The sequence below is a fragment of the Lentzea sp. genome, from assembly GCF_036380075.1.
Taxonomy (GTDB): domain Bacteria; phylum Actinomycetota; class Actinomycetes; order Mycobacteriales; family Pseudonocardiaceae; genus Lentzea.
Genome location: NZ_DASVFL010000187.1, coordinates 1 through 5,474 on the forward strand (window position 1 = coordinate 1; position 5,474 = coordinate 5,474).

Annotated in this window: 7 protein-coding genes and 1 pseudogene; 4 read left to right on the plus strand and 4 right to left on the minus strand. The window is 68.6% G+C overall.

Translation table 11 applies throughout. The annotated features are described in order from the left end of the window. Positions 1–1,386 (minus strand): peptide MFS transporter (locus tag VF330_RS20985; protein WP_330853334.1); only part of this gene is annotated, 1,386 nt, incomplete at its 3' end. A gap of 150 nt (positions 1,387–1,536) precedes the next feature. On the opposite strand from VF330_RS20985, the gene VF330_RS20990 reads away from it, so the two are divergent. Then, entirely contained in the window at positions 1,537–2,100 is a 564-nt protein-coding gene (locus tag VF330_RS20990) for a TIGR03086 family metal-binding protein (RefSeq protein WP_330853335.1), read from the plus strand. A gap of 114 nt (positions 2,101–2,214) precedes the next feature. Then, positions 2,215–2,847, plus strand: coding sequence for a glycoside hydrolase family 75 protein (locus VF330_RS20995; protein WP_330853336.1), 633 nt, complete (start codon positions 2,215–2,217; stop codon positions 2,845–2,847). 204 nt (positions 2,848–3,051) lie between these two features. On the opposite strand, the gene VF330_RS21000 is transcribed toward VF330_RS20995, so the two are convergent. Further along, positions 3,052–3,519: a GNAT family N-acetyltransferase gene (locus tag VF330_RS21000; protein ID WP_330853337.1), complete on the minus strand. Its 468-nt coding sequence runs from the start codon at positions 3,517–3,519 to the stop codon at positions 3,052–3,054. Beyond that, positions 3,516–4,016 carry a DUF4262 domain-containing protein gene (locus VF330_RS21005; protein WP_330853338.1) on the minus strand — a complete coding sequence of 167 codons (501 nt, stop codon included), beginning with the start codon at positions 4,014–4,016 and terminating at the stop codon, positions 3,516–3,518. Before VF330_RS21005 ends, VF330_RS21000 begins: the two co-directional genes overlap by 4 nt. A gap of 126 nt (positions 4,017–4,142) precedes the next feature. Between VF330_RS21005 and VF330_RS21010 the strand changes: the two genes are divergently transcribed. Together VF330_RS21010 and VF330_RS21015 are read left to right on the plus strand one after the other, a co-directional pair. Continuing rightward, positions 4,143–4,976 (plus strand): helix-turn-helix transcriptional regulator, encoded by an 834-nt coding sequence (locus VF330_RS21010; protein WP_330853339.1) that lies wholly within the window; start codon positions 4,143–4,145, stop codon positions 4,974–4,976. Next, positions 4,976–5,143 carry a DUF397 domain-containing protein gene (locus VF330_RS21015; protein WP_330853340.1) on the plus strand — a complete coding sequence of 56 codons (168 nt, stop codon included), beginning with the start codon at positions 4,976–4,978 and terminating at the stop codon, positions 5,141–5,143. The genes VF330_RS21010 and VF330_RS21015 overlap by 1 nt, the downstream gene beginning before the upstream one ends. On the opposite strand, the pseudogene VF330_RS21020 reads toward VF330_RS21015, so the two are convergent. After that, a pseudogene (locus VF330_RS21020) lies at positions 5,102–5,474 on the minus strand (TetR family transcriptional regulator); the annotation flags it as partial. The gene VF330_RS21015 and the pseudogene VF330_RS21020 overlap by 42 nt on opposite strands.

Here is a 5,474-nt window from a genome sequence, read left to right on the forward strand (position 1 = left end):
CGTGAAGAAGTACGCCGAAGGGCTCGTCGTGTAGAACTTCACGAGCTGCGCGGCCACGCCGGTGCCGGCCGACACCGCGAGGAACCACAGGCTCATCGTCTGCGAGGCGAACGCGCGCGGTGCCAGCTTCGTCGTCGCCGACAGGCCCACCGGGGAGAGCATGAGCTCGCCGCAGGTCATGATCAGGAACATCACCACGAGCCACAGCGGCGTCACCTTGCCGTCGGCCGCCGAGTTGCTCGCGAAGTACATGAGCACGAACGACAGGCCCACGAGGACCAGCGCGCCCGCGAACTTGCGCGGTGTCGACGGGGCGCGGTTGCCGAGCTTGAGCCACAGCCACGCGAAGACCGGGGCCAGGGCGATGATCATGATCGGGTTGATCGACTGGAACCAGGCGACCGGGAACTCCCAGCCGAACACGTGGTTGTCGACGTGCGAGTCGGCGAACTCCGCGATGACCGAGGCGCTCTGCTCGAAGATCAGCCAGAACATCGCCGCCGCGATGAACAGCGGGATGTAGGCGAGGACGCGCGGCTTCTCCTCCGGCAGCGTCTTCTTGCTGCGCAGCATCACGGTGAAGTAGCCGATGGGCAGCACGATCGACATGATGCTGATCATCAGGATGACGCCCTCGACGTCACCCAGCAGGTACGCGACGACGCCCAGCGCGGCGATCGCCGCCACGACACCGAAGATCAGGCCGTAGATGCGGCCCTTCTCGCTGTGCGGCAACGGGTTCGGCGGCACGGCGGCCGAGCCGCGCAGGTACTTGCGGCCCATCCGGTACTGGACGAGGCCGGCGGCCATGCCGACCGCGGCGACGGCGAAGCCCGCGTGGAAGCCGATGCCCTCCGCCAGGGCGCCGGTGATCAGCGGCGAGACGAAGCCGCCGATGTTGATCGCCATGTAGAAGACGGTGAAGCCGGCGTCGCGGCGCGTGTCGTCCTTGTCGTACAGGCCGCCGACGACGGTGGAGATGTTCGGCTTGAGCAGGCCGGTGCCGATGACGATGAGGATCAGGCCCAGGTAGACGCCCGTGATGCCGATCGGGATGGCCAGCGCGATGTGGCCGCACATGATCAGCACGCCGCCGTAGAACGTCGAGCGCTGGCCGCCCCAGACGCGGTCGGCGAGCCAGCCGCCGGCGACGCCGGACATGTACACCGCTGTGCCGTAGATGGCGACCACCGACAGGGCGAGCGCCTTGTCGACGCCGAGACCGCCCTCGGACACGGCTGTCCACAGGTAGAGGCCGAGGATGGCCTTCATCCCGTAGAACGAGAACCGTTCCCAGAGTTCGGTGAAGAACAGCGTGGACAAGCCTCGGGGGTGCCCGAAGAATCCCTTGTCCTGACCGGAGATGCTGGCGCTAGGGGCGCTCACGCTCATCGTCCTCTCGTGTCAACGATGTCACGGCGGATTGGTGCAGATTACGCCGAACGTTCGTACTGCTAGCAAATCGAGGTTGCGCCCCAGTGGCCCAACTCTCATGTCAGGGTGCGCATTCGAGCGGGGTTTGATGCACTTCCGGGTATGGAGCTGATCCAGGCGCACGGACTGGCGATGACGGAGTTCGACCGGCGGGTGCGGGAGATCGCGCCCGACCAGTGGTCGCTCGGCACCCCCTGCCGGGAGTGGTCGGTCAGAGACCTCGTCGGTCACCTGGTCCACGAGCAGCTCTGGGCACCCGAGCTCCTGGCCGGCTGCACGGTCCGGCAGGTCGGCGACCGGTTCGACCACGACAACCTCGGTGAGGACCCGCTCGTGTCCTGGGTGGTGGCGGCCGCGGCGGCGCGCGAGGCGTGGCTGGAACCGGCCGCGCTGGCGAAGACGGTGAGCGTGTCGTCCGGCGAGCTGGCCGCCGAGGAGTACTGCTGGCAGATGACGGCCGACCTGGCCGTGCACGCCTGGGACCTCGCGCGCTCGATCGGTGCCGACGAACGGCTCGACCCGGAGCTGGCGTCGATGGTCCTGGGGTACGTGGAGGGCACCATCGACGACTGGAGCGGTTCGTCGATGTTCGATTCGCCTGTTCCGGTCGCCGAGGACGCGGACGACCAAACGCGACTGATAGGACTGCTGGGACGTAAGCCCTAGCCCCTTGACGCCGTTCGGCCGCGTTGCGCACAGTGGTGCTCCCGCCGCTTTCAGTCAGGAAAGTTACCTGTCGAAAGAGGAAACGATGCGCAAGCTCGCCCCGGGCTTCTCGCGGTGTCCGCGCTCGTCGCCGGACTGCTCGCGTCCCCCGCCGCCCAGGCCGCCGGTCCGAGTGCCTCCCAGCTGCTCGCGAAGCTCTCGTCGTGCAGCCAGATCTCCAGCGGCAAGTACCGCAGCGACGACGAGACGTCCGCGACCATCCCGGTCTGCGGCAAGAACGGCGCCGTCTGGTACAAGGCCGACCTGGACATCGACTGCGACGGTCAGCGGACCGCGAACTGCAGCGAGAGCACCGACCCGTGGTTCCAGCCCGACACGGCGTTCCACGACTCGAAGGGCAAGCCGCTCGTCGCGGACAAGCTCCCGTACGTCGTCGTGCCCTCGCCCAGCGGCACGTGGGACTACCGCAACTCCGGCATCCAGGGCGGCGGTGTCGTGGCTGTCATCTACAACAACAGGGTCGAGTACGCCGTCGTCGGCGACACGGGCCCGACGAACATCATCGGCGAGGCCTCCTACGCGACCGCCGTGGACCTGGGCATCAACCCGAACCCGGAGAACGGCGGCACGGACGGCCCGGTGCACTACCTCTTCTTCAAGAACTCGAAGGTGTCGCCGATCGAGGACCACGCCAAGGCCACCTCGCTCGGGGAGTCGCTGGCTCAGAAGTTCCTCAACGAGAACTGAGCCCGGGAACCGAGTCCGTCGTGCAGCGCCCCGCTCCGCATCCCCCTCGCCTCCTGCGGGGCGGGGCGCTCCTCCCCCGGTCGCGAACCCCGGATCCCCCCGGACCGATGGCCGCTCCGCCTTTCTACAGGCTGGTCGTTGTCCGGTGTCGGAGCGGTTTCACCGGACAACGACCACCGGACAACGTTTCGGTCTCGGGGACGGTCAGACGACCTTCTGCTCCAGCGAGACGCACCGGATGCCGACGGCGTCGAGGTGCTCGGAGACCCGGACGAACCCGGCGCTCTCGTAGAACCTCAGGTTGTCCTCGCTCTCGGCCCCGGTGAACAGCCAGACGACGGCCACGCCCTCCGGCGCCTTCGCGCTGATCATGTGGAGCAGCTTCCGGCCGACGCCACCGCCCTGCACGTCCGGCGCGACGGCCAGCCGGGCGACCTCCATGCGGTCGCCGTCGACGCGGCTGCGCACCGACCCCACGAGCCGGGTGCCGTCGAACGCGCCGAGCGCGGGCGTGCCGTCGCCGAGGTGGGCGCGGACCTCGCGCAGCGTCTCGACGAGCGGCGGCAGGTCCCACGCCCCGTACCGGCGGGCCTCCGCGAGGTAGGCGGCGCGCTGGATCGTCAGGACCTCACCCGCGTGGCTCTCGCCGATCGGTCCGATGTGGACGTTCACGGTCCGGTGACCCCCGGCGTCCAGCTCTCCGGGATGCCGCTCTCGGTGAGGACCAGCTGGTGGTCGTGGAACCCCTCCGGCGCGTCCGGCTGCCACGGCCACTGCCCCTGCGGCGTCGGCACGATGATCTGCACGGCCGCGAAGTCCGACCCGTCGTAGAGCAGGTAGGCGCTGCCGAAGAACTCGGGGTAGAAACCCTTGTACACGCGCTCGAACGTGATCGGCACGCCCTCGAAGAAGTCGTGGTAGAGCTTGCCCGGCACGAACCGCTCGCCGCCGCTGGCGCGCTTCACGTACGCGTTGACCAGGTTCTCGCCCATGCCCTGGGGCAGCCCGATGACGACCGCCTCGGCGACGCCGAACCGCCGCCACGCCCCGACCGAGAACACGTACCCCGCGCCCTCGCCGTCGGGGTTCACGACGACGTTGGTGTGGCCGTGCCGGTCGGCCGCGGACAGCAGGCGGGCCCGCAGCTCGATGTCTTCGTCGGAAAGCACGACCTCCACCCTACGGCACGCTTTCGGCGCCTTAGGCCTGCTTAGAGCCGTTCCAACGCTCCCACCTTCAGGCACATTCGGCGCGAAACGATGGAGTCGGGAGGCCCCGGCTCCTAGCGTTCCCGCATGCCCAAGAGATCGTCCAGCGTGGTGGGCCGCGAGTTCGGCAACGGCGTCCGCACCGCCGTGCACCGCACCGGACTCACCCAGCGCAGGCTCGCCGAGCTGCTCGGCTGGCAGGAGGCCAAGGTCTGCGACATGCTCGCCGGCAAGGGCGGGGTCAACGAGGCCGAGGTCCGCGAGCTCCTCGCCTACTGCCGCACCCCGCTGGCGGAACGCGAAGAGCTCCTGGACCTGTTCCGCGAGTCCGGCAGCGTCTACCTCCAGGTGCCGGACGACGGCGTCCCGGACCAGGTCCGCACGTTGATCAACCAGGAGAAGGACGCCGACGAAATCGTTTGCTGGTCGATGATCCTGGTACCCGGCCTGCTCCAGATCCCCGAGTACATCGAGGCGGTCACCGCCGAGGCACGGACGGTTCCGCCAGAAAAACGCGCGGCTGCGGTGGCGGCGAGGACGGCCCGTGCGGCGATCCTCGAATACACGCGCACCTTCACCTTCTACGTGCATGAACAGGCGCTGCTGCTTCCCGTTGGCGGCGAGGAGGTGTGGCGGGAACAACTCGCCCATCTGCTGCGGTTGTCGGTGCGGAACTACATCAGCATCCGCGTCGTCCCCAGGTCGATCGGCATGCACGCGGGCGTCTCGGGTGACTTCCGGCTGATGAGGTTCCCGAAGTACCCGCCGGTGGTCTACATCGAGAGCGTCAAGTGCTGCTTGTTCTTCGACGACGCGGACACCGTCGAGGTCTACGAGAACATCCTGAAGGACCTCGCTGCCGTCGCCCTCGATGAGGAACAATCGAGGGCGGTGATCAACAGCATCCTGGAGGACGTCTGATGACCGCGTGGCGCAAGAGCAGTTACAGCGGCGATGGCGACAACTGCGTGGAGATCGGCCACGGCGTCGGCATCCGGGACAGCAAGGCACCCGCCACCCACCTGCCGGTGAGCGCCGAGGCCTGGTCAGCGTTCCTGGGGCTGGCTGCGGCACCCGTCGAGGAGTAGCCCGACCGTCACGCGCGCGTCGTAGTCCGGGTCGGTCCGCTCCGCGCCCGCGCAGACGTCGCCGATCGCGCGAAGCAGCTGGTACGGCGGGATCTCCCGGGTGATCTCGCCGGTCTCGCGGGCCGCATCGAGGATGGTGCCGAGCACCGGCACGAGGCCGCCGAGCAGCGCGTGCAGGGCGGCGAAGCCTTCCTGGTCGTCGCGCATCGCGGCGGCCAGGCCGTGCTTGGTCACCAGGAAGTTCACGAACCCCTCCACCCAGTCCCGCAGCGCCGCGAACGGCGAGTCCGCCGACGCGAGCAGCGCGGGCCCGGCCTCGGCCAATGCCTCG